This window comes from Maribacter sp. ACAM166 (assembly GCF_005771495.1).
Classification (GTDB): Bacteria; Bacteroidota; Bacteroidia; order Flavobacteriales; family Flavobacteriaceae; genus Maribacter.
The window spans coordinates 1-20,494 of sequence record NZ_VAUW01000029.1; the positions used below are offsets into that span (position 1 = coordinate 1).

The following is a 20,494-nucleotide window of genomic DNA, read 5'->3' on the forward strand; positions in this document are numbered from 1 at the left end:
ATTAGAAACGGAATTGCAATCACTGAACAATTTAGGAATGATATTAATGTCATTGATAGAGAATACCCCATGATCAAGATCGATTTTATTGAGTTAGATGATCACTTTGGTCCTGAACTCATCAATAGACTATCAAAAGAATGGAATATTCCAATCAACTTTATGTTCATTGCTTCACCAGGTGATCATTTCCCTTATAAGATTGAAGAACTGGGCGGAGTAAGACTAATAATTTGATAAAAAAGAGCATTACAAAGAACTGAACTGAAACTAAAGTTTAAATAAAGGATGAGTAGTAATCTCGATTCTCAAGTTCAAAGGAACACGAAGGGTAAGCAGTTAGAAAAGGATGGAAAAATATTGGAAGCTATGGTTCTTTATGAAGCTAATATCTATGAGAATTTTGAAGGTAGCTTTCCCTATCGAAGGTTGGCAATACTATATCGTAAAAAAAAATTGTGGGCTGAAGAAATAAGAGTACTTGAGAAAGCTGTTTTCGTTTTTGATTCACTCATTCCAACAGAGAGAAATGACGTTCAGCCAAAATTACAAGATTTTATAATGGCGTTAAGTAAGGCACAAGTGAAAATACCAAAGTTCAAATAAGGGATGGGTTTTATTATAAATACATGTTCTCATAAAATCCAATTGAACGATAAAACCCACAAAGTTTTTAGTGACAAATAATATCATTTCTTAAACTTTTATTATGACAAAGCTCTATAAACTTGGGTTATCACCATCCTTTTCTTTATCATGGTGAACCGCACATCTTTGGTCATCGATAACTGCTGCCTAGTGGTAGGTTAAAAGGTTAAATGTAACAAGCGATACATTGGATTGGGCATGGGCGTCCAGATTTAATATCATATTACGGCAACCTACCATTCTAAAAATATGAGTATTATTGTATATGACTGATTTCCGCTTAAAAGTTTTCTATACCGTGGCCAAAAGGCTCAATTTCACCAAAGCGGCCAAAGAGTTGTTAATATCACAGCCAGCCGTCACGAAGCATATAAAAGAATTGGAAAGCCAGTTCAACCTAGCTCTTTTCGAAAGGAAGGGAAACTACATAGTTCTTTCTCCCGCAGGGGAAGTATTGCTGAGACATACGGAAGATATTCAAGGAATCTACAGGCAAATGGAATTTGATATGAATCAGTTTAATGAAACACAAACAGGGCTGCTGCATGTAGGTTCCAGTACTTCTATCACCCAGTATATATTACCACCGTTACTTGCGCGTTTTCATAGTATCCACCAAGATGTCAAGGTTGAATTGCTCAGTGGCAATTCGGAACAGATCGAACAGGCGCTGTTGAATAAAAGTATTGAGATTGGTGTTGTCGAAGGCAAATCGAAAAAACGTGAGATACATTATACAGCATTTTTAAAGGATGAGATTGTCTTGGTGTGCAGTAGTAAAAACCCCTTGGCCAAGAAAGACGAGATAAGGCTGGAAGAATTAAAAAACATTCCCCTTTTACTGAGGGAGCCCGGTTCAGGAACCTTGGAGGTGATTGCCGGTGCATTAAAACAAGAAGAAATCCGTTTGGCCGACCTCAAGGTAGAAATGCAATTGGGAAGTACCGAGGCCATAAAGTCCTATCTTCAACATTCGAACTGCATGGCCTTTATTTCCTTGCATGCCATACTCAAAGAGCTTCAAGGCGGAGTCCTTAAAATTATCGAAATAAAAAAATTACCCATCCACAGGCGTTTTTATTTTATCACGCCCCAAGGACCGGAAGCGGGGCTTCCCGGACTATTGATGCAGTTTTTGATCCGAAACCATAATTTGTAAGCTTCCATAGGAGGATGTCCCCAATACTAACCTATTGGACAATTTTATTTTCCGATTCATTTATCGCCAACTATTTGACCCCAACTATAACTTCAGGTTATTGGATATCAAAATTTGGAATTGGTGATTGGCCTTGGTTCCGTTTATCTTTGTGGCGTAATCCAAACGTAAAATAATGAGCATAAGAATTGGAGACGAAGCACCAGAATTAAATGCCCTGACCACAGCAGATGAAAATGATTTACATCAAGAGTTAGGACACGGGAACCAAGAAGAATTTATTCATTTGAAAAGTCTGGTTCCTTTTGACAGAAGGTCCCTATCTCTGGTTCCGTTTACCGTATTATATTTCACGAATACTAAATTCTTTACATGGATTTAAAAAAAGGACTGGAACGGGGTCCGTTCAACGATAAACAAGGGAAAAAGCTAAGCGAAGCCCTTTCTGGATTGGATTTCGGACAGCTTAACTGGTTGAGCGGCTACTTTTCTGGTATCGCCCAGAACCCTACTTCCATAGCAACAGATGGTACAGCGAACGAATCATCTTTGGGTGCTGCCACTGCGGTTGAACCGGGAAAATTAAATATTCTATTTGGCAGCCATACCGGAAATAGTGAAGCTTTGGCCGAAAATTTAGCGAACCTGGCAAAGGAAAGGGGAATCGAGGTCGAAGTTTCCGATATGGCTTCTTTTAAGACAAGGGACCTAAATAAAATAAAGAAATTGGCGGTTGTCGTAAGTACACATGGTTTGGGAGAACCTCCTGTGCAGGCTCAAGACCTTTATAAATATCTGCATGGCAAAAGGGCACCCGACCTTTCCCACGTACAATTTTCGGTTTTAGGTCTTGGCGATAGCAGTTATGTCGATTTTTGCCAGACCGGAAAGGATTTTGATGCCATTCTGGATAAGTTGGGTGGTACCCGTATGGCTCCCCGTCAGGACTGTGATGTCGATTATGAGGACGATGCCGAAACTTGGCAAAATACCTTACTGGATGCCATCTCAAAGAAATCGAGCGAAACATCCAATTTGCAAATAGGGCCAAATGAAATCGCACCGGCAACCGAGACAAAATACTCCAGAAAAAATCTTTTTGAAGCCACGATTCTTGAGAAAATAAACCTTAACGGCACGGGGTCCTCCAAGGAGACCATGCACTTGGAGCTGGACCTTCAAGGTTCGGGAATAACTTATGAACCGGGGGATGCCCTCGGAGTGTATGGGGCGAACTCCCCCAAACTGGTAAAGGCGGTTTTGGAAGCAACGAATTTATCCGGTGAAAAGATGGTAGTAGGCCATAATGGAGAAAAAACTTTACTGGAGGCACTGACCTATGATTACGAGCTTACACCCTTATCAAAAATCTCTTTGTCCAAATATGCCGAAATAACCGACAGTCCACGCCTAAAAAAAATTCTTGCGGACAGTACCGCCGTTTTGGAATATCTTCCGGGAAGGGATATTATAGATTTACTCTCCGGGGAACCTCATATATTTTCACCGGACGAACTGATTTCGGTACTTCGAAAAAACACGCCCAGAATGTACTCCATAGCTTCATCCCAGGAGGCTGTGGGCGAGGAAGTTCATTTGCTGGTATCCATAGTGCGGTACAATGCGTTTGGCAGGGACAAGGAAGGCCACTGCTCCTCTACCTTGGCCGATCGGTTGGAGGTGGACGATAAAGTTAAAATCTTTGTTGATAAAAATACGCGCTTTAAACTTCCGAAAAATCCTGATGCGCCTATCATCATGGTAGGACCGGGAACCGGAATAGCACCTTTCAGGGCATTCATGCAGCATAGGGAAGTCGCTGAGAAAAAAGGGCCTTCCTGGCTTTTCTTCGGCAATCGGAATTTCACGACAGATTTCCTTTATCAGACCGAATGGCAACAATACCTCAAAGAAGGAGTATTGACTAAGGCCGATGTTGCCTTTTCGCGAGATCAGATAGAAAAGAATTATGTACAACATCGTATGCTGGAAAACGGCAAGGAATTGTACGATTGGCTGGAAAACGGAGCCCATTTTTATGTATGCGGGGACGCACAAAAGATGGCAAAGGATGTGGACCTAGCCCTAAAGCAGATTATACAGCAGCAGGGCGGGGTAACCTTTGAAAAGGCGGAAGATTATGTTAAAAAGCTTCAATTGGCCAATCGGTACCAAGCGGATATTTATTAATCTGTGTCATAAACAATCCTGACACAAAAGAAACCCATTTATGAGCGATCAATCAGAGCAACAGAATTTATCAGAAGACGAACATATAAAGGATAAAAGTGATTTCCTTCGTGGAACCATCAAGGAGAGCTTAAAAGACCCTTTGACCGGTGCCCTCGACCCAGAGGATGTGAAACTTATTAAATATCATGGCTCCTATCAGCAATATGACAGAGATCTTGAGGTTGAACGGAAGCAAAAAAAACTGGAACCCTTGTACCAATTCATGGTAAGGATAAGGGCTGCGGGCGGAATAACTACGCCCACACAGTGGCTTACTTTAGACGAGCTTGCGGATAAATACGGTAATGGGACGCTTAAATTGACCACCCGGCAATCCTTTCAGTTTCATGGGATTCTAAAACGAAATCTAAAATCGACTATTCAAGAAGTAAATAATACATTATTGAGTACCCTTGCCACCTGTGGCGATGTAAACCGGAACGTAATGTGCAATCCCAATCCCTACCAGTCCCAGATTCACGAAGAAGTGTATCGGCTTGCGGGAGAGATAAGCGATTATTTTCTTCCAAAAACCACCGCCTATCACGAAATTTGGCTGAACAAGGAAAAAGTAGCAGGTACTCCAGATTTTGAACCTTTATACCATCATACCTATCTGCCCCGAAAATTCAAAATAGCCTTGGCTATTCCACCAGACAATGATATTGATATTTTCGCCAATGACCTTGGTCTCATAGTCATCGAAAAAAACAATAAAATCACCGGATTTAATATCTGCGTGGGCGGCGGATTGGGAAGTACCTTTGGCAACGATGCCACCTATCCACGACTGGCTGATGTGATAGGTTTCTCACCTAAAGAAAAGGTTATCGAAGTGGCCGAGGCAGTCATTGCTATCCAAAGGGATTATGGCAACCGATCGGACAGAAAATTATCGAGGTTGAAACACACCATCGACGATAGAGGTTTGGAATGGTTTGTAAATGAACTAAATACGCGCCTTGGTTGGAACCTTGGCAGTCCGCGGCTGTATCAATTCATATCCAACGGTGATAAATATGGCTGGCTAAAAGGGACAAGTAAAAAATGGTACTACACGTTGTTCGTAGAACATGGAAGGGTAAAAAACGAAGATGGACACGAATTAAAAAAAGCCCTAAGGGAAATAGCACAAATCCATAAAGGCGATTTTCGGTTAACAGGAAACCAAAATCTTATTATTGGAAATGTAGAGGAAAAGGATAAAGAAAGAATAGAGCTTATTTTGGAGAATAACGGTATTAAGAACCATTCCGAACTTACAGGACTTCGAAAGAGTTCTATGGCATGTGTGGCATTGGGCACCTGTGGACTTGCTTTTGCAGAAGCTGAGCGTTACCTGCCTTCCTTGGTTGATAAACTCGATATAATAATGCGGAAAAATGGTCTTGAAGAAGATGAAATCACTATCAGGATGACCGGTTGTCCCAATAACTGTGCGCGATCATCCCTTGGGGAAATTGGTTTTGTAGGCCGTGCCATCGGGCGCTATAATCTATATTTAGGTGCTAGCCATAATGGAGACCGATTAAATACCCTCTATATGGAAATGCTATCCGAACAGGATATCCTGCAAGAATTGGCCCCCATAATAGCAGCTTATGCCCAAAAAAGAGAAAAGAAAGAAAGTTTTGGAGACTTCGTGATAAGGAAAGAAATAGTAGAAGTAACAAATCGTCCTTTACAAGTTCTACAATAAGGAAAATATTTTGCTCTGCTACTTTTTTCAATCTTAACATCCTACTTTTTGCCCTGAGATCAAAATGAAACTGGAGGAATGCTCTATGGCCCTGCCAGCCCGATTAAATGCATTTAGACAGGTCTCCGTGGTAGTCGGTTTAAAGAAATTTTTTGTTTTGGGAAATGGAATCAGAACCACACCGGAAATAGAACTTTTCTTCCAATTTTTAGAATTGGTTACAGGCTACACCTTGACTGCTCAAAAGCTTGTATTCTGCGATGATTTAAAACTGTCGTTCTGTGGGATGCAGATTCTTCTAAAATATAAGGATAGTAGAATTTTAATTCAAAACTGCTTTTTCAAAAGTGTTAGCGTCCATTTTTCGTTTAGCTACCTCTTTTGCTATCTGGTTTTGGTTTTAGTTGATAGTTTTTAACCATTAAAAAATACGTCATGAAAGGAAAACCAAAACGTATGAGTCTTATAAAACAAAAATTGAGGATACACAATCACGGCATGGGATACAAACCGATTGCCCGCATCCTTGGGATCAGCAAGAACAATATAAGTAGCTATATGGGCAGTGTGGGAAAGGAAGAGGGCATTGTGAAAAGGCGGTAGTTCTTAAAAAAATACTCGCTGCAACTGAACACGCACTTGTAGGTGTCTACAGTGCTGCGGAAAATACCCAAGGCACTCCCATTTTACTGTTGTAGAAGCCGTCGAGGCGCAATGAGATAATCTGTTTTAGTAAATTGAATCAAGTGTACTTTTCCATATCACCGTCTTTGGCGATAAGGTAGTTTTACTTGATCTTTCAAAGTGGAAAAACCAAACTTTATGATTCCGGTTCAAACCTAAAAATAGCAAGAATCAAACTGAAATGGTATGCACAAACCGAACCTAGATTTCTATCGGGTTGATTGTTGAATAACGGGAGATGTACAAGGTTTTTGAAGTCAACTATAAATTTTGGTTTTCAAGATTTAAATTTGAACAAGATTACTTCTTCTCATTTTAGAAGAAATCCAGCATCTGGAAAAGTGATGGAGAATTGCGAAATGAAGAAAGAATGTGAGCTGAATGAACATAGATTGAAGAATTCTATATATTACGATTTAATTATGTGTGGAAAAATTAGAGAATAAAACTAGATTCTGAAACGGAATTGAAAGTTCAAATAAAAGATAAGATAGGACACCATGTCGGTGTGCATCTAGAAGATTAAAAGTTTTAATAAAGGATAAGCTACTATCACTCCAAGAAACTTTATTAACATGGAATCGACTTCCGAAAAATACTGCTTTGATTTATTCCAGAACTTTTTTTTAAATCAAAAAGTCCGTAACTTTTAACCATGGATAGGAAAAGAAATTGGACTTTTGAAGATTTCCATGCCAAACTGGACGAATTGGACGATGACATAAGAAGTAAGGTCCTCGAAATAGTCGATGGGTTAATGGAATCCGGTCAATATACCGAGAATGGTGCCATTCAGGAAGGCATCGTTCAGGCCGAAGAATGGTTTTACAGCCTCGAAGGATGATTATTTCAAAAAGGGATTATGCTGAAACAGCTATCGTGATAGTTGCTAAGGGACCGCTTTAAGCTTCCAGTTGCCACTTTTGTATTGATAGACGCAACGAAAGTATCGAACGGTATTGCGAGTAGTTCTGACCGGAATCAGCCCATCAAGAGAGAATCAGATAAATAAAGTTCAATTAAACAATTGTATAATTGGATAGAGATAGAATAGCGTATATAGAAATCGATGATTTAGGGTATCTACATATTGGTCTTGGGTTGAAAAAGTTCGTGCTCATCTATCGAACTGCCATGGAAGTTCACTGGAATCCAGAAAAACAAACATTTTATTCTCCAAAACCCTCAGATTGGACCTACCTGGATTGGTACAATCACATACTTAAAGTTGTAAAGGAAAAATGTTTTTGTGAACTTTATTTAACTTACGAAACAAAATGGGTCAATGTTCTGGAGGATTTAAAGAGTGGAATAATCAAAGTTCAAATAAAAAATGGATTTTCCAAACCTATTAGGAGGTTGGTCGTCCATTCAATTGGGTTCCTCTCTTTGTGAACGATCTGAACGACTTACAAGAGAATGTTTTCCATTTGTAGTTTGTACAACAGCACCGGTGCCGGGACTAAAAGGCATTCAGCCAAATGACCGTTAGCCTATCCTCACCCTCTCAGAAAATACATAATATTGGTAGATTTACTACCGTATGGCCGATATAGTTAGTTAGGTATGCAATCAATTAACTATATAATTAATTATTTACTATAGGCGTTAATGCGCAGTAAATCAATGTGTTATAAATATCTATTTCGGATAGAGCCATATTGGTCCAAAAGGCAATATATAAGTACAAAGATAAAGGTGAAAGCTTTTATAGACCTAATAAATTGGATCTTTCCAGAACATGGATTACCCAAGCCCCTGCGGAAGTCGAGCAATCCTGCCACTCCAATCCACCCCATGCTGACTCGCTCCCCCGGTCCGAATGGACGTCTTTCCGTTCCAGACTTGCCCGACCTCCTCGGAGCCGCAAAAAAGCACAAGCGGCGAAAAGGCCGCTTTCCCTTTCCTCTCCCTGTCCACAAAAAAATAGGATATTTCCAGAATTCCCAAACACCAAATAAGACCAAGATAATTACCGGATTGGTTCCATGTAATCCGATATGGTTTAATATGTATATACGAGTTAAAATACTGACAATAAGATAGTTGTATTTATGATTTATCTATTATATTTATCCGTGAAACGGATAGCAAGGTGTATTCTAAGTAACTTAGAATTGTCTACTTCTTGCGAAGTGTTTGCTTTAAATAGTACCCGAAATGGAACAAAGAAAAAGAGGCCGAAAAAGACTAGGAAAAAAGAAGCGATACCATAACATAATGCTGCGGTTCAACGATACCGAATATGATACATTGAGGATAATCTGCGAATCCTATCATCTGCATATTTCAGATAGGGGCGTAATTAGTCCTCTACTAAGAAGATTGGTCTTGGACAAAGAGTCGGAGGAAAAGGACAGGCTTCCGAACACCTCGAACCTTGCCTATCGAATCAATAAAATAGGTAATAACATCAACCAATTGGTCAAGCTTGCCCACCATAAAAATTTGAGAAGTCCGAACAGTAATCTGGAAAACGAAATACAAAAGGCCAATGCTCTTTTGCAAGTGCTTATCAATGTTACTGTAGAAGAACTAACGTAATGATTGTAAGTATTATTTATGGGGAAAGTTGCCAAGGAACCTTGAACTATGTATTTGGGAAAGAAGGCATGCGCATACTCGGTTACGGGAATATGTGCTCGCAGGACATTTCCCAAAAGTTCTTCGGGAGCGTACTGCATTTTCAGGGACAGCGCAATGCAACCAAGAACCGTTATGCGCACATTAGTCTGAACCTTCCCCATGGTGAACATCTTGACGATAAAACCTTCCATAAGGTATCAAAGGAATATTTGGAGAAAATGGGCTATGGGGAACAGCCCTATGTTATTGTTAGGCACAATGATACCAAACACGAGCATGTCCATATCGTAACGACCAATGTGAATGAAACCGGAAAAGTCCTGAGCATCTTCAATAGCTATAGAAGGAGCATTGCGGCCCGACAATATCTAGAAAAGAAGTTCGGACTATCACCAGCGCCAAGTACAAAACAAGAAAGGAACCTCCCATTATATAGATTACCCGAGCTACAGTCCGGTCTGGATGAAACTCAAGGGGCGAAGTTTTATTTGCAGGATGTATTGAACGGCATCCTCCAAAAGCACAAAGTGCGCAGCTTTCAAGAACTAGCAAAACTGGTAGAACCCTATCACATCGAAATAAGACAAACTAAAAGCGAATCTGGAAGGGTAGGGGTGGCCTACGGTTTGAACAATCAAAAAGGGTATCAGACAAGGTTCATTAACGGCTCCATCGTACACCGAGGGTTGAGCGGCCCGAAACTACAAAAAGTGTTCGATGCCGAATCGAAAACGAAGCTGCTTCCGATGCACAGGAAGCGCCTGCTGAAACAGATAGAAACTACATTTGGTCTCTTTAAAACAATCCGTCCGCATGACCTTGCCAAAGTGCTCAAGGAATACCAGAATGTTGATATTAAACTGGATGAAAAAGGGGATACTATCTATGGATATACCATATATGACAAATCGGGTTATGTTTTTAGAGAAAGGGAGCTGAGCCATAATATACGAATGGTAGAACGACCCGATATTTTTGGGAACCGGGACGAACAAACGGAAATAGATAGCGATAGCAAACAGTATAAATTGGAAGTGCAGAAACTTATAAAAGAGGCATTCCAAGCATCCTATCTAAAACCCCCGAAACAAAACCGACTGCTCTCGGAAAGCATCCTGACTAAAAACTTGGACAATATCCTTCCGTATATAACACAAACAAAAAACCATATATTCCTTGAACACTATCTTCCAAAAAATCAGAAGGAATTACTGTATAAAGTACTTGAAAAGGAATTTCCATCGGTAAAGGAAAGATTATATAAACAAGAAACTAAAAAAGAAAAAGAAACCTTGGAAGGTAAATTCCAACTTATAGGCAAGGTATTGGGAAACGGAATCTTCAATGTTGGGAAGGAAAACGGAAGCGTTCGTCTTTTGTTCCAATCCTTAGGGGTGAAATATCATAATAACCTATTGTCATTTACCAATTCGAACAAACATAAAATACCGGTCAATTTGGGCGAACTGCCCTTCCCGAAGGCCATGGAGAATTATGTATCCACTGGTTTTATCCGTCAAAATCATTTGATGCTGGAAATGTTGACGTCACAACAATCCGATAGCGGACTCAAAATGATGGACTTGAGTGTTTTTCTGCCAATGATTTTTCCTAAACTTTATCAAGCAATGGCACCTAGTTACAGGCAACAATATGAAAATGTCGCTTTGGGTTCCTATCTAAAACATGCAGAATGGATGCACGCACCTTTCGAGAAATCTGCAAAGGACTATATCGGCTTTTTCAATGCTAAAGGTTTCTACTTTGTGAAAGGAAATGAGGGGCTCGCGTTCAAATCCATTTATACGGACAATAGAACAAGTTTCGCGTTACCGGAAAGAACGAGCCTTTATTTGAATTCGATTCCTAATTTAAGTATGACCTTAAAGGAACAGGAGAGCCTTATTAATGCTCTTGTCAAAGACGGTAGGAACGATCTCAAAAACCTATGGGCGGGTTATTTAATGGAAAGAGGATTGTACGGCAAGGTCTCTTATATGTTAAGGGAGGAGAACATTTATCCAAACCTGCATCCGGAAATGGTACACCACCATATGGACAGCGGACTTCGGAAAAGTATAAAGCAGGTAATGGAACGAAAAGCTGGCCACGAACAAAATAGGCTATTAAGTAAAGGTGTTTATGTCATAAGTTCTTTATTAGGGAGCAGGGGCAAAGGACAAGAAGAGGTTTATAATGGTTTTAAGGATGAACTTACGGATTATTCTAAATTCAAGGGTAAAGGATTTTCATTATAGAATTCATTTAAGTGGTCTGGTTATTGAATGTAGCACCCTATCGGGTGCTTCTTTGTGGATAGGGAGAATAAAGAAAATACTGAACGAATCTAATACACTAACCACCATGATTTTTGAGTTCTAGGTTTAATTTGTCAACTACTGTATCCACAAACTCCTACGTTGTTTTATTCAAAGAGGAAAAGCCAATTGGCAAAATGGAACTATTTAAACAGCTTTAAGAGGAATTGGTTAGAGGTGGTAAGTTTTGATTAACAGGCTTAAAAACTCCTAATTTGTTTTACCTATGTTTTACCCCTTGAATAAAAAAAGCCTCTCAATTTCTTGAAAGGCTTGGTTTTTCTAGTAGCGGGGACTGGACTCGAACCAGCGACCTTCGGGTTATGAGCCCGACGAGCTACCTACTGCTCTACCCCGCGATATGGGTTTCCATCTTTCTTGTTTTGCAACTACAGCTCATTACACTGTCAAGATGGGCGCTACTATTTGTAACGGGCTGCAAATATACAACCAATTTTCGCTACTTTCAAAACTTATTTTAAATAATCTTTTTAGGACCAGTTGCTATTAAAAAAACATAAAATCCATAACTTCGATTTTTTAGGTTTTTATGGATACAATTAATGACTTTATAGCAAGTGCACTTCCTTATACGGAATGGCCAATGTTTCTTTTACTTATTGGCGGTGGACTCTTTCTTGTTGTTTATTCGAAATTCATGCCGTATCGATTTTTCGGACATGCCATCGCCATTACTGCGGGTAAATATGATGATGAAAATTCTGTAGGTGATGTGAGTTCCTTTCAAGCACTTTCCTCAGCAGTGGCGGCTACCGTGGGTTTAGGAAATATTTCGGGCGTAGCTATTGCTATTCATGACGGAGGTCCGGGTGTTGTTTTTTGGATTTGGATGACCGCATTGATCGGAATGTGTATTAAATTCTATTCCTGTAGTTTGTCAATCATGTACCGTGGTACAGATTCGGATGGGAAGTTACAAGGTGGTCCTATGTATTATATAACAAAAGGCTTGGGTGAAAAAGCCCGACCATTGGCAACTTTTTTCGCGGTCTGTGGCTTATTTGGTTTTTTAGGTGTATTTACTGCGAATCAATTTACTGAAACGTTTATGAGTGTAGTGGAGCCTGCTAACACTTTATTTGAAATGAGCGATGAGAATTGGAAATGGACAATTGGTATTATTTTGGCTATCATCACTTCTTTTGTGATTTTTGGTGGTTTAACCAAAATAGCTAAAGTTGCATCTGCTATTGTGCCGTTTATGGTGGCAGTATACTTGGTGGCGGTATTGGTGGTTATGGCCTTGAATTCAGAACTGATACTACCTTCATTGAAACTGATACTTACCGAAGCTTGGAATTTTAAATCATTAGTAACTGGCGGATTTTGGGGTCTTGTGATTATTGGGGTGCGAAGAGCAATGTTCTCTAACGAGGCAGGCTTGGGTAGTGCGCCAATGTATCATGGTCAATCTAAAAATGACGAACCTATTCGAGAAGGTTTAGTAGCAATGTTAGGTCCATTTATAGATACAATTCTAGTATGTACCTTCACTGCTATAGTTATTATTTTAAGTGGTGCTTACTTGGAAGATGTGAGTGGTATAGTAATGACTTTGTCCGCATTTGAAACTACCTTATTTGGATGGGGAGATGTACTACTGATGGTAATTGTAACTGCATTTGCGTTATCTACCTTATTTACCTATTCGTACTATGGTGTGAAATCTCTTTCGTTTTTGACGAATGCGAAAATAGGAAGGCTATATAATTGGTATTTCGTTATTATGATTGTTTTTGCTGCCGTAGCTTCATTGGACTTGGTTAAAAATTTAATTGATTTGTCTTATGCCCTTATGGTAATTCCGAATATGATTGCCGTACTTTTGTTGGCTCCAAAGGTGAATGCGGAAATGAAGAAATATTTAATTAAGTTAAAGGATGGCAGATCATAAGGCAGGCTTCGTAAATATTATTGGCAACCCTAATGTTGGCAAATCTACCCTCATGAATGCATTTGTGGGTGAAAAATTATCAATTATAACTTCTAAAGCACAAACAACAAGACATCGTATTTTGGGCATTGTTAATGGGGATGATTTTCAAATGATTTTGTCCGACACCCCTGGTATTATAAAACCCGCATATGAGTTACAGTCCAGTATGATGGATTTTGTGAAGTCTGCATTTGAAGATGCCGATGTGCTTTTATATATGGTAGAGATAGGGGAGAAGGCCCTAAAAGATGAAGCTTTTTTTGAAAAAATTAAAAATATCAAAATTCCTGTTTTGTTATTATTGAATAAGGTAGATACTACTACCCAAGAGGTATTGGAAGAGCAAGTTCAGTATTGGCAGGAAATGTTGCCTAATGTGGAATTGCATCCTATTTCTGCACTATCTAATTTCAATATAAAAGGTGTTTTTGAACGTATAATTGAGTTATTACCATTATCACCACCATATTATCCTAAAGACCAGTTAACCGATAAGCCTGAACGCTTTTTTGTTAATGAAACTGTTCGAGAGAAAATTCTAATGCATTACAAAAAGGAAATTCCTTATGCTGTCGAAATAGAGACAGAAGAGTTTTTTGAAGATGAAGAAATTATACGTATGCGTTCTGTAATAATGGTTGAGCGTGATTCCCAAAAAGGAATTATCATTGGTCATAAAGGTGCTGCCTTAAAACGTGTAGGTATGGAATCAAGAAAAGATCTTGAAAAATTCTTTGGTAAACAAGTACATATAGAGCTATATGTAAAGGTTAATAAAAATTGGCGAAGTGATTCAAGACAACTAAAACGTTTTGGATATAATAAATAATAGAGTTCTATAACCTTGATGTTATAAGTCTGAAGTGTTTTTACTTGAAATAGATGCGGTTAAAAATAGAATAATATTTATATATCAAGTATTTTTCTCATAAAAATGTAAAGACTATTCATTTGGGGTTTCCCCTTTTTTCTACCATACCTCCCTAAGGTATATAGTACAATCCATAAAATAACCATACCCACCATCAATGCAAGTTGCAGGCCATATGGTCGGTTTAAGGCGGAACTTGAATACGCCCAAACACCTAGAATTATAAAAATGGTTGCCACGCCAAAATGTAGAAACATAAAAAAGGTCCATAGAGTTGGGCTAGGACCAAAAAGACCAAACACGATACTTCCGTTATCTTCTTCATTGATTTCTAATTGTAATTGGGGAGACCAAAAGTGAATCTGTTTTTGGTTAAACGTAATGAAAACATGGTCATCTAGAATTTTAATTATAAATGGAGGTTGGTCTATGTTTTTGAAAGCATTTAAAGCCGATTCTTTAGTTTTTTCTAATTTTAATTGAAATCTTGGCCTTAGTACAAAATCGTTAGGTAGGGTTTTCATACGGTCATTTGTGTTTGCAAAAGAAAGTCATTTAAACGTAAAAAGTATTTCTTGAAAATAAATAGGAATTAAAAAAAAAGAAAAGTTCAAAGTAGAAATTTTAATTCAATTGAAATATAATCTCCCTAGTTGATATATTGTTTTATGTGAATTTAGGGGAAATTAGATTGAGAGCGATTGATTTAGGTATTTGTCTTCGTTCAAAGAACAATTCTCGATAGATTAACCTTCTTGATAGGAAATTAAAAGCTGCTACTAATGAAGTTATTAGGTTAAATAGTGCTTTGTCTGCTGCGCCATTATACCTCTTGCCAGTATTTAAAAAATTACTCGGCTAAAAAAATCAGGGTCTTTTTGTGATAATGAAGCAAACTATTCATAAAGGCTCTCTGCCATTATTTTTATCGTCAAATTAGCTAAAAAAATATCGATGAAATGCAGAATGTAATTATTTTTGGAGCTTCAGGCCATGGTAGTGTAGTCTTGGATTGTCTGGAGAAAGAAGGAAAATATAATGTAATAGGTTTTGTTGATCCTTATAAGCTTAAGGGAGCAAGAGTTAATGGGTATCAAGTGCTTGGAAGTGAATATGATTTACCTTATTTAATAAATAGATCCAATATAGTTGGAGGTATAGTGGCGATTGGAGATAATTGGACACGAAAATGTATTGTAGATCGAATTGTTAGGGTAGTCCCGCATTTTAATTTCATAAATACAGCACATCCAAAGGCAATAATTGGAATAGATGTTATGATGGGTTGTGGTAGTGTGTTTATGCCTGGGGCAATTATTAATGCAAATTCAAGAATACATGATTTTTGTATTATAAATACAAATTCTTCCCTTGGTCACGACAGTATAATGGAGAGTTATTCAAGTTTGGCCCCATAAGTATGTAGTGGTGGAAATTTGAAATTTGGTCGGTTTTCCGCAATAAGTTTGGGAGTGAATTATATAAATGGGATTGCATTAGGTAGCCATACGGTTATAGGCGCCGGAGCATTGATTATTGAAGATTTTGGGGATAAGGTTATTGCATATGGCTCGCCTGCAAAAGTCATACGAAATAGAACAATTGGGGAGCCATACTTATATTCTTCTAAAAATCAACAACCTTCTCTATAAAAATATTTAAATAAAGTTCAATCAGACCTCTCTATTTAAGTTATATTGTATTTGCCGCATTAAGTACTACCTTTGCGCCAAAATTAAGCTATGAGTGCTATTGTTGCCATTGTAGGGAGACCTAATGTAGGTAAATCGACTTTTTTTAACCGATTGATTCAAAGACGTGAGGCTATTGTTGATGCCGTTAGCGGCGTTACCCGTGATCGTCATTATGGTAAAAGTGATTGGAACGGTAAAGAGTTTTCGGTTATAGATACCGGTGGATATGTGGTTGGCAGTAATGATGTATTCGAAAAAGAAATAGATAAACAAGTAGAATTAGCGATTGAAGAAGCCGATGCCATAATATTTATGGTTGATGTAGAAACCGGAGTTACCGGTATGGACGAAGATGTTGCGAAATTACTACGAAGGGTTAAAAAGCCTGTTTTCTTAGCAATTAATAAAGTTGATAATGCAAAACGAGCAGAAGATGCTGTTGAGTTTTATTCATTAGGGCTCGGAGAATATTATACACTTTCAAGTATAAATGGCAGTGGAACTGGAGAGTTGTTGGATGCGCTGGTATTAGAGTTGCCAGAAGCTACAGAAGAAAAGACTGATTTGCCCAGGTTTGCTGTAGTGGGTAGACCAAATGCTGGAAAATCTTCATTTATCAATGCACTAATTGGTGAAGAAAGATATATCGTTACTGATATTGCAGGTACTACGAGAGATAGCATTGATACAAAATACAATCGTTATGGATTTGAATTTAATTTAGTTGATACGGCAGGAATTCGGCGTAAATCTAAAGTAAAGGAAGATTTAGAATTTTACTCGGTAATGCGTTCGGTTAGAGCAATAGAACATTGTGATGTTTGTATTTTGCTTTTAGATGCTACGCGTGGTTTTGATGGACAAGTAGAGAATATTTTCTGGCTCGCTCAACGAAATCATAAAGGAATCGTCATTTTGGTGAATAAGTGGGATTTGGTAGAAGACAAAGAAACCAATACAATAAAACACTATACTGATAAAATCAAAAAAGCGATTGAACCATTTACCGATGTTCCTATCCTTTTTGTTTCGGTACTTACAAAACAAAGAATATTTAAAGCAATAGAGACAGCTGTTGAAGTTTTTAATAATAGGAACAAGAAAATCATTACACGTAAGTTTAATGAAACGATGTTGCCGATTATAGACCACTATCCGCCACCCGCTTATAAAGGTAAATTTGTTAAAATAAAATTTTGCACTCAGTTGCCTACGCCTTATCCTCAATTTGCGTTTTTCTGTAATCTACCTCAGTATGTTAGGGATCCTTACAAGCGCTATTTGGAAAACAAGATTAGAGAGAAATATGACTTCACGGGAGTTCCCATTACCATATTTATGCGTAAGAAGTAAGTATATTTATGTTCGAATTGTTCCCCTAATAGTTATTTAAAAATTCTTAGGGGTTCTTTTTTTTAGTGGTATTTTACCACCCACCAGAAGCACCTCCGCCACCAAAACCTCCGCCACCAAAACCTCCGCTAAATCCACCTCCACCAAAGCTTCCGCCACCGCTACTTCCTCCAAAGCCTCCGCTGGATCCGTTTGATCTGCCCATGTTGCTTAAGATAATCATATCCCAAGGGCTTAGACCTCTACGTCTTCCTCCGGTGCCATTATTGTTGCCGTTTTTACGGCTCCAAAGAATGAAGAAAATAACAATGAAAATAATAAATGGCATGATAGAGGAAATAGGGAAACCTTTATCTGTGCCAAATGTGCGCTCTTCTTGAAACTCACCCGTAAGTACTTGAAATATGACGTCTGAGCCCTTATTTAATCCCGCATAATAATCACCGCCTCTAAATTCTGGAAGTATAATATTTTCTATTATTCGTTTAGAAAGTGCGTCAGTGAGGGCGCCTTCAACTCCGTATCCGGTGTTTATGGCTATTTTTCGGTCATCTTTGGCTAAAATCATTAGAATGCCATTATCCTTACCTTTCTGGCCAATACCCCATTCTTGACCCCATTTGGCTCCTAAGTAGTTAATATTTTCACCGTTAGTACTTGCAATTATAGTAATGACGATTTGCGTAGAAGTGCTGTCGGAATAACGGACCAATTTTTGGTTTAACGACTTTTCTTGTTCGTCGTTAAGTAAATCTAGATAGTCATAGACACTTGTTTGTAGTGCTGGTTTATCAGGAATTTCAAATTGACTCCAAACAGGTTTGCACCATAGTAGAAGAAATACAAGACTAACCTTTAGATATTTCATTTGGTAATTCGTTGGTGTCATCTGAATGCCATGGAAAATGGCTATTCAATTCAGTACCGGCTTTTAAAACACCGGCTATAAGGCCTTCTTTGTATGCTCCTTTAATAAAATAACGTTGTATGGTGTCCTTTGTGGTTTGCCAAAAATCTTCAGGTACTACGTTGTCAATTCCTTTATCACCACAAATCACAAACTTTCTATCATGTACAGCAACATAGATCAATACCCCATTTTCGTGCTTGGTGTTATCCATCTTCAATAAATGGAAGATTTCTTGAGCACGTTTGTAGTGTTTTTTTTGGGTACGGGCTTCAATATGTACTCTAATTTCACCAGAAGTATTTTTCTCAGCCGTTAAAATAGCATCAACTATTTCTTGCTCTTCCGATACGGTCAAAAAATCTTCTACTTTGGACATGTGTAAATCAATCAAATTCAAAATTCACATCTGGTGCATTTTCAGAACCGGTGTCAGCGTTATAATAAGCCAAGTCGTTAAAATTTAAAATACCTGCCAAAATGGAATTAGGGAATCTTTTAATATGTAGATTATAAGGCTCAACGGTGGCATTGAACCTGTCTCTCGCTACATTTATTCTATTCTCCGTACCCTCAAGTTGTGCCTGTAATTCAAGAAAATTTTGATTGGCTTTTAGTTCTGGATAACGTTCAACGGTAACTAATAATCTGCTTAATGCGCTGCTAAGTCCACTTTGTGCTTGATTGAACTGAGCCAACTGCTCAGGAGTAATGTTTGAAGGGTCAATACTTACCGCTGTAGCTTTGGATCTAGCCTCAATCACATCAGTTAACGTTCCTCTTTCAAAATCGGCGGCTCCTTGAACAGTTTTTACCAAGTTGCCTATTAGGTCATTTCTACGTTGATAGGCACTTTCAACATTGGCCCATGTTTTAGTTGACGTTTCTTTTAAAGCAATTGCGGTATTATTAAAGCCAACACCCCATTGGTATAGTCCGAATACTATGACTACAATTACGATTAATGCAACAAATCCTTTTTTCATGTATAGTGTTCTTATAGTTGATCTTTGATTTTATTTAGTTCTGCTTTAACTCGCTCCAATTTCTGAATAATATCAAAATTAGAAAGTGTTTTTTGCTTCTCTTCTTTAAGATGTGTTTTGGCACCATCAAGTGTAAACCCTCGTTCTTTAACCAAATGGTAGATAAGTTGAAGGTTCTTAATATCTTGAGGTGTGAATTTTCTATTGCCCTTCGCGTTTTTTTTGGGCTGTAGTACATCAAATTCCTTTTCCCAAAAACGAATAAGAGAGGCGTTGACTCCGAAGGCACTAGCAACTTCGCCAATACCATAATATCTTTTTTCTGGGAGTTCGATTTGCATTAATCCAATGATTGGTTCTCTTGATTAGCGAATTTCAACATATTTTCAAATTCTTCAGCAGACAAACTGCCATAATAGAAATTGATTGGGTTGATTCTGTCGGTGTCTTTCCAGACCTCATAATGTACGTGTGGAGCTTCTGAACGCCCTGTGCTTCCTACAAAACCTATTAAATCACCACGTTTAACTTTTTGACCTTTCTTAACATTATACTGACTTAAATGAGCATATAGGCTTAAATACCCATATCCATGTTCAATACGAATGTGTTTTCCGTAACCAGACGAATTATTATCCGCTCGGGTTATCTTACCATCTCCTGCTGCATAAACTGGGGTGCCTTTAGGTGCTGTAAAATCCATACCATAATGCATTTTTCTAGCTTTTGTAAAAGGATCGGAACGCCATCCGTAACCAGATGCCATACGGGTAAGGTCTTCGTTATTTATAGGTTGAATTGCCGGTATTGACATTAATAATTTTTCTTTCTCTTCTGCCAATTTGGTAATTTCATCCAACGATTTTGATTGAATGGTCATTTGTTTTTTTATGATATCTAGCCTTTTGGTAGTGGCGACAATCATGTCAGAATTATTGAAACCTTCTAATGATTTATAGCGATTGATACCTCCAAAACCTGCTCGACGCTGTTCGTCTGGAATGGGATTGGCTTCAAAATATAGTCTGTAGATATTATTGTCACGTTCTTCGATATTTCCTAGAACTTCCTCAATTTGTTCCATTTTTTTGTTCAATAACTCATATCGAAGCTCATAGTTTTTTGCTTCACGAGCTAGAGAAAGTTCTCTGGGGGTATTGATGAGGTTGGTGTTTAATAAAAGGATAAGTGATAAAAGCCCAAAAAGGAAGGACCCTAAAACAAAGAATGCAATATTTCTATAGCGCTTTGATTTTTCCGGCTCTATTTTGCGGTAGGACAGGGTGTCCGGGTCGTAATAGTATTTTACCTTAGACATGAATGTAATTTACCCTATTTTTGTTGTTTAATTTTAACGGAACAAACAAATATAAAAATTGTTTTACATAAACGGTTAAATT

General features: G+C 38.2%; 21 protein-coding genes, 1 tRNA gene and 1 pseudogene. 16 read left to right on the top strand and 7 right to left on the bottom strand.

From position 1 onward, the window contains the following. The 11 genes and pseudogenes from ES765_RS15980 to ES765_RS16030 all read left to right on the top strand — a co-directional run. Positions 1–237 (top strand): annotated as a pseudogene (locus tag ES765_RS15980) (APC family permease); the annotation flags it as partial. 51 nt (positions 238–288) lie between these two features. After that, complete coding sequence (locus ES765_RS15985; RefSeq protein WP_138115314.1) at positions 289–606, top strand: hypothetical protein; 318 nt, start codon at positions 289–291, stop codon at positions 604–606. 307 nt (positions 607–913) lie between these two features. Further along, positions 914–1,807 (top strand): LysR family transcriptional regulator, encoded by an 894-nt coding sequence (locus tag ES765_RS15990; protein ID WP_138115315.1) that lies wholly within the window; start codon positions 914–916, stop codon positions 1,805–1,807. A gap of 175 nt (positions 1,808–1,982) precedes the next feature. Further along, positions 1,983–2,189: a hypothetical protein gene (locus ES765_RS15995; protein ID WP_138115316.1), complete on the top strand. Its 207-nt coding sequence runs from the start codon at positions 1,983–1,985 to the stop codon at positions 2,187–2,189. Beyond that, positions 2,180–3,997 (top strand): assimilatory sulfite reductase (NADPH) flavoprotein subunit, encoded by a 1,818-nt coding sequence (locus ES765_RS16000; RefSeq protein ID WP_138115317.1) that lies wholly within the window; start codon positions 2,180–2,182, stop codon positions 3,995–3,997. Before ES765_RS15995 ends, ES765_RS16000 begins: the two co-directional genes overlap by 10 nt. Positions 3,998–4,037: 40 nt before the next feature. Continuing rightward, entirely contained in the window at positions 4,038–5,738 is a 1,701-nt protein-coding gene (gene cysI / locus ES765_RS16005; RefSeq protein WP_138115318.1) for an assimilatory sulfite reductase (NADPH) hemoprotein subunit, read from the top strand. A 974-nt stretch (positions 5,739–6,712) separates the two neighbouring features. Next, positions 6,713–6,868: a GNAT family N-acetyltransferase gene (locus ES765_RS16010; RefSeq protein WP_138115319.1), complete on the top strand. Its 156-nt coding sequence runs from the start codon at positions 6,713–6,715 to the stop codon at positions 6,866–6,868. A gap of 209 nt (positions 6,869–7,077) precedes the next feature. Further along, positions 7,078–7,266, top strand: coding sequence for a hypothetical protein (locus ES765_RS16015; RefSeq protein WP_138115320.1), 189 nt, complete (start codon positions 7,078–7,080; stop codon positions 7,264–7,266). 191 nt (positions 7,267–7,457) lie between these two features. After that, entirely contained in the window at positions 7,458–7,817 is a 360-nt protein-coding gene (locus ES765_RS16020; RefSeq protein WP_138115321.1) for a hypothetical protein, read from the top strand. 765 nt (positions 7,818–8,582) lie between these two features. Beyond that, positions 8,583–8,966 carry a hypothetical protein gene (locus ES765_RS16025; protein WP_138115322.1) on the top strand — a complete coding sequence of 128 codons (384 nt, stop codon included), beginning with the start codon at positions 8,583–8,585 and terminating at the stop codon, positions 8,964–8,966. Continuing rightward, the gene (locus tag ES765_RS16030; protein WP_138115323.1) at positions 8,966–11,266 is read left to right on the top strand and encodes a relaxase/mobilization nuclease domain-containing protein; all 2,301 of its coding nucleotides are present in this window, start codon (positions 8,966–8,968) and stop codon (positions 11,264–11,266) included. The genes ES765_RS16025 and ES765_RS16030 overlap by 1 nt, the downstream gene beginning before the upstream one ends. A gap of 346 nt (positions 11,267–11,612) precedes the next feature. On the opposite strand, the gene ES765_RS16035 is transcribed toward ES765_RS16030, so the two are convergent. Next, a tRNA-Met gene (locus ES765_RS16035) sits at positions 11,613–11,685 on the bottom strand. Positions 11,686–11,876: 191 nt separating this feature from the next. On the opposite strand from ES765_RS16035, the gene ES765_RS16040 reads away from it, so the two are divergent. Then, positions 11,877–13,241 carry an alanine/glycine:cation symporter family protein gene (locus ES765_RS16040; protein ID WP_138115324.1) on the top strand — a complete coding sequence of 455 codons (1,365 nt, stop codon included), beginning with the start codon at positions 11,877–11,879 and terminating at the stop codon, positions 13,239–13,241. Beyond that, positions 13,228–14,112 (top strand): GTPase Era, encoded by an 885-nt coding sequence (era, locus tag ES765_RS16045; protein ID WP_138115325.1) that lies wholly within the window; start codon positions 13,228–13,230, stop codon positions 14,110–14,112. The genes ES765_RS16040 and era overlap by 14 nt, the downstream gene beginning before the upstream one ends. A 77-nt stretch (positions 14,113–14,189) precedes the next feature. Here the strand turns inward: era and ES765_RS16050 are convergent, their stop codons facing one another. Continuing rightward, positions 14,190–14,678, bottom strand: a complete 489-nt coding sequence (locus ES765_RS16050) for a GTP-binding protein (protein WP_138115326.1) — start codon at positions 14,676–14,678, stop codon at positions 14,190–14,192. 435 nt (positions 14,679–15,113) lie between these two features. On the opposite strand from ES765_RS16050, the gene ES765_RS16055 reads away from it, so the two are divergent. The 3 genes from ES765_RS16055 to der all read left to right on the top strand — a co-directional run bounded on the left by ES765_RS16055 (position 15,114) and on the right by der (position 17,201). After that, entirely contained in the window at positions 15,114–15,572 is a 459-nt protein-coding gene (locus ES765_RS16055; protein WP_249356516.1) for a hypothetical protein, read from the top strand. A gap of 54 nt (positions 15,573–15,626) precedes the next feature. Further along, a complete protein-coding gene (locus ES765_RS22405) occupies positions 15,627–15,806 on the top strand; it encodes a hypothetical protein (protein WP_249356518.1) in 180 nt (59 codons plus the stop codon). A gap of 90 nt (positions 15,807–15,896) precedes the next feature. Then, the gene (gene der / locus ES765_RS16060; RefSeq protein WP_138115327.1) at positions 15,897–17,201 is read left to right on the top strand and encodes a ribosome biogenesis GTPase Der; all 1,305 of its coding nucleotides are present in this window, start codon (positions 15,897–15,899) and stop codon (positions 17,199–17,201) included. A gap of 73 nt (positions 17,202–17,274) precedes the next feature. Here the strand turns inward: der and ES765_RS16065 are convergent, their stop codons facing one another. The 5 genes from ES765_RS16065 to ES765_RS16085 are packed head-to-tail and all read right to left on the bottom strand — an operon-like array spanning position 17,275 to position 20,412. Next, positions 17,275–18,069 carry a TPM domain-containing protein gene (locus ES765_RS16065; protein WP_138115328.1) on the bottom strand — a complete coding sequence of 265 codons (795 nt, stop codon included), beginning with the start codon at positions 18,067–18,069 and terminating at the stop codon, positions 17,275–17,277. Then, positions 18,050–18,487 carry a TPM domain-containing protein gene (locus ES765_RS16070; RefSeq protein WP_138115329.1) on the bottom strand — a complete coding sequence of 146 codons (438 nt, stop codon included), beginning with the start codon at positions 18,485–18,487 and terminating at the stop codon, positions 18,050–18,052. Before ES765_RS16070 ends, ES765_RS16065 begins: the two co-directional genes overlap by 20 nt. 7 nt (positions 18,488–18,494) lie before the next feature. After that, positions 18,495–19,094 (bottom strand): LemA family protein, encoded by a 600-nt coding sequence (locus ES765_RS16075; RefSeq protein WP_138115330.1) that lies wholly within the window; start codon positions 19,092–19,094, stop codon positions 18,495–18,497. Between the two features lie 11 nt (positions 19,095–19,105). Then, complete coding sequence (locus tag ES765_RS16080; protein WP_138115331.1) at positions 19,106–19,435, bottom strand: MerR family transcriptional regulator; 330 nt, start codon at positions 19,433–19,435, stop codon at positions 19,106–19,108. Then, positions 19,435–20,412 (bottom strand): M23 family metallopeptidase, encoded by a 978-nt coding sequence (locus tag ES765_RS16085; RefSeq protein WP_138115332.1) that lies wholly within the window; start codon positions 20,410–20,412, stop codon positions 19,435–19,437. Before ES765_RS16085 ends, ES765_RS16080 begins: the two co-directional genes overlap by 1 nt. Positions 20,413–20,494 lie beyond the last annotated feature (82 nt).

What these genes read in the sequence shown, in the direction of transcription:
- ES765_RS15985 (WP_138115314.1), top strand. Translation starts at nt 289, where the DNA reads ATGAGTAGTAATCTCGATTCTCAAGTTCAAAGGAACACGAAGGGTAAG.
- ES765_RS15990 (WP_138115315.1), top strand. Translation starts at nt 914, where the DNA reads ATGACTGATTTCCGCTTAAAAGTTTTCTATACCGTGGCCAAAAGGCTC.
- ES765_RS15995 (WP_138115316.1), top strand. Translation starts at nt 1,983, where the DNA reads ATGAGCATAAGAATTGGAGACGAAGCACCAGAATTAAATGCCCTGACC.
- ES765_RS16000 (WP_138115317.1), top strand. Translation starts at nt 2,180, where the DNA reads ATGGATTTAAAAAAAGGACTGGAACGGGGTCCGTTCAACGATAAACAA.
- cysI (WP_138115318.1), top strand. Translation starts at nt 4,038, where the DNA reads ATGAGCGATCAATCAGAGCAACAGAATTTATCAGAAGACGAACATATA.
- ES765_RS16015 (WP_138115320.1), top strand. Translation starts at nt 7,078, where the DNA reads ATGGATAGGAAAAGAAATTGGACTTTTGAAGATTTCCATGCCAAACTG.
- ES765_RS16025 (WP_138115322.1), top strand. Translation starts at nt 8,583, where the DNA reads ATGGAACAAAGAAAAAGAGGCCGAAAAAGACTAGGAAAAAAGAAGCGA.
- ES765_RS16030 (WP_138115323.1), top strand. Translation starts at nt 8,966, where the DNA reads ATGATTGTAAGTATTATTTATGGGGAAAGTTGCCAAGGAACCTTGAAC.
- ES765_RS16040 (WP_138115324.1), top strand. Translation starts at nt 11,877, where the DNA reads ATGGATACAATTAATGACTTTATAGCAAGTGCACTTCCTTATACGGAA.
- era (WP_138115325.1), top strand. Translation starts at nt 13,228, where the DNA reads ATGGCAGATCATAAGGCAGGCTTCGTAAATATTATTGGCAACCCTAAT.
- ES765_RS16050 (WP_138115326.1), bottom strand. Translation starts at nt 14,678, where the DNA reads ATGAAAACCCTACCTAACGATTTTGTACTAAGGCCAAGATTTCAATTA.
- ES765_RS16055 (WP_249356516.1), top strand. Translation starts at nt 15,114, where the DNA reads ATGCAGAATGTAATTATTTTTGGAGCTTCAGGCCATGGTAGTGTAGTC.
- der (WP_138115327.1), top strand. Translation starts at nt 15,897, where the DNA reads ATGAGTGCTATTGTTGCCATTGTAGGGAGACCTAATGTAGGTAAATCG.
- ES765_RS16065 (WP_138115328.1), bottom strand. Translation starts at nt 18,069, where the DNA reads ATGAAATATCTAAAGGTTAGTCTTGTATTTCTTCTACTATGGTGCAAA.
- ES765_RS16070 (WP_138115329.1), bottom strand. Translation starts at nt 18,487, where the DNA reads ATGTCCAAAGTAGAAGATTTTTTGACCGTATCGGAAGAGCAAGAAATA.
- ES765_RS16075 (WP_138115330.1), bottom strand. Translation starts at nt 19,094, where the DNA reads ATGAAAAAAGGATTTGTTGCATTAATCGTAATTGTAGTCATAGTATTC.
- ES765_RS16080 (WP_138115331.1), bottom strand. Translation starts at nt 19,435, where the DNA reads ATGCAAATCGAACTCCCAGAAAAAAGATATTATGGTATTGGCGAAGTT.
- ES765_RS16085 (WP_138115332.1), bottom strand. Translation starts at nt 20,412, where the DNA reads ATGTCTAAGGTAAAATACTATTACGACCCGGACACCCTGTCCTACCGC.